Genomic DNA, 2,819 nt, shown 5'->3' on the forward strand with positions numbered 1-2,819 from the left:
CCATCACGCAACTCCAACGCCGAGGCCACGTACATGACTGTGATTCTCTCAACACCACAGACGTAAATCAATCAACGACACGCAACACTAGGAGGTTTTTCATGGTTCCCTCGCAGATCGTAGGTCGGTTTTTGGTTGTCGCCGCGCTGGCCGGCGCGACAGCTTGCAGCTCTGCTGCCCAGAGCACGCCGGCCGCGGTGACGGGCACCACCGCGGTGACAAGCACGGCAGCTTCGTCGCCCCAGGTGAGTGTGTTGCTGCAACAGGCCCTTCCGAACGCTGAGGGCAAGACGTTCACGTCGCAGATCGTGGACTTCCCGCCGGGCTCGGCCGCTCCGCCTCATCGCCACGGTCAGGCTTTCGTGTACGCCTACGTGCTGGAAGGCGATGTGCGAAGCCAGGTCGACGACCAGGCAGCGACCACGTACCACCAGGGTCAAACCTGGTTCGAACTGCCCGGCGCCCACCACGTCGTCGCGGCGAATCCGAGCACGACCGAGCCCGCCAAGCTGCTGGTCGTCTACGTTTCCACCACCGGAGACGCGCTCCAGGCCAACGATCCCCACCAGTAGGCGTCGGTGCCGCCCCGACGCGAGCCGCCAGAGGCAGGAAGATCTGCCCACTCCGTGCGGCTAACGGAGGACTTCGTGTGTCAGCACGGGATGGCGACCGGCAGTACAGTCGGTGACGAGTCGCCGCCCGGAGAGGGGAGAGAATCGTGACCGACACCCGGCAACCCGCCACTGACCTCAGCCTGGACGAGGTCGCCGAGCTGTCCGCGCAGCTGCGAGTCGACTCGATCCGCAGCAGCACCAGTGCGGGCTCCGGCCATCCCACTTCCAGCATGTCCGCGGCGGATCTGCTCGCGGTGCTGGTGGGCCGGCATCTGCGCTACGACTGGGATCGTCCCGAAGCGGACACCAACGACCACCTGATCTTCTCGAAGGGGCACGCTTCCCCGCTGCTGTACTCGGTGTACAAGGCTGTCGGGGCCATCGCCGACGACGAGCTGATGTCCGGTTACCGGCGCTTCGGCTCACGTCTGCAAGGCCACCCCACGCCGATCCTGCCGTGGGTCGACGTCGCCACCGGCTCGCTCGGGCAGGGCCTGCCTGACGCCGTCGGTGTGGCCCTGGCCGGCAAGTACCTGGACAAGCTGCCTTATCGCGTATGGGTGTTGTGCGGCGACAGCGAGATGGCGGAAGGGTCGATCTGGGAAGCGCTGGACAAGGCGAGTCATTACGGGCTCGGCAACCTCGTGGCGATGGTCGACGTCAACCGGCTCGGCCAGCGCGGGCCTACGGAACTCGGCTGGAACCTCGACGCCTACGCCCGTCGCGCCGAGTCGTTCGGCGCGACGGTGATCTCCGTGGACGGCCACGACTTGCCGGCGATCGACCAGGCGCTCCACGCCGCGGGGGCGGGCGGCGACCGGCCGACAGTGATCCTTGCCAAGACCGTCAAGGGCAAGGGCTTCTCCGAAGTCGAGGACCAGGAGGGCTGGCACGGCAAGGCGCTGCCGGCCGAGATGGCCGAGCGCGCGCTCGTCGAACTGGGCGGTGAGCGGAATCTGCTGGTCCGTGGCCCGGTGCCGGCCTTCGACCGTGGACCCGAATTGCGGTCGGCGGGCGCTGCTACACCGAGACCTGCTTACTCACTGGGCGAGAAGGTGGCCACCCGGAAGGCGTACGGCGACGCACTGAAGTGGCTGGGCGGCATCCATCCCCGGGTCGTCGCGATGGACTGCGAGGTCAGTAACTCGACGCACACCGACGAGTTCGCCCACGCCTACCCGGACCGCTACTTCGAGATGTACATCGCCGAGCAGCAGCTCATCGCGGCAGCTGTCGGGCTGAGCGTGCGGCACTACGTGCCGTTCGCGTCGACGTTCGCCGCGTTCTTCACCAGGGCGTACGACTTCATCCGGATGGCGGCCATCTCCGCCGCGGACATCCGGCTGGTCGGCTCGCACGCCGGCGTCGAGATCGGCGCCGATGGCCCCTCGCAGATGGGGCTCGAGGACCTCGCGATGATGCGCGCGGTTCAGGGCTCGACGGTCCTGTACCCCAGCGACGGGCCGAGCACCGTGGCACTGACCAAGGAGATGGCCGATCGTCCCGGCGTCTGCTACCTGCGCACGACGCGCGGCGGATACCCGACGCTGTACTCGGAGGACGAGGAGTTTCCGATCGGTGGCGCCAAAGTGCTGCGTTCCACCGACGACGACGTGGTGACGCTGATCGGCGCCGGCGTGACCCTGCACGAATGCCTGGCCGCGGCCGACGAGCTGGCACGAGAGAACATCGCCGCGCGGGTGATCGACCTCTACTCGGTCAAACCGGTGGACACCGAGACCCTGATTGCCGCGGCCGACGTCACCGGCGGACGGATCGTGGTCTCCGAGGACCACCACCCGGAGGGCGGGCTCGGGTCCGCCGTCGCCGACGCGCTCTTGGCGAGCGGGCCGGCACCGCTGCGGATGAAACACCTCGCAGTGCGGGAAATGCCCGGCTCGGGCGCGGCGCACGAACTGCTGGACGCGGCGGGGATCTCCGCGTCGCACATCGCCGGCGCGGTACGGGCGCTGCTGGCCTGAACGCAGGCCGGGAGGTGGATGCTGCTTCGAGCATGCGCCGAGACGGCCAGGGGTACTGGAGGATCTGCTCAACGTCGCTGCGGCCGGCTTCGACCGGGCGCAGCGACGTTGAGCAGAATCGGCCCCACCTAGGTGTATTTGGCCAGGACGTTGGTAGCGGAAGGTTCTGGTTGACGTGGGGAGAGCCTCCGGTTGAGGTGTGGCTTGTCTAGGACCCACGTCA

Annotated in this window: 2 protein-coding genes; both read left to right on the forward strand. The window is 67.7% G+C overall.

Annotation, left to right across the window (positions count from 1 at the left end):
* The coding region (locus tag AB0H62_RS51215; protein ID WP_360593016.1) for a cupin domain-containing protein at positions 1–572 on the forward strand (572 nt) is incomplete at its 5' end.
* Between the two features lie 146 nt (positions 573–718).
* Positions 719–2,596 (forward strand): transketolase, encoded by a 1,878-nt coding sequence (locus tag AB0H62_RS51220; protein WP_360593017.1) that lies wholly within the window; start codon positions 719–721, stop codon positions 2,594–2,596.
* The last annotated feature ends 223 nt before the right edge of the window (positions 2,597–2,819 follow it).

Origin of the sequence: Amycolatopsis sp. NPDC050768, assembly GCF_040654155.1 — a bacterium.
GTDB lineage: Bacteria > Actinomycetota > Actinomycetes > Mycobacteriales > Pseudonocardiaceae > Amycolatopsis.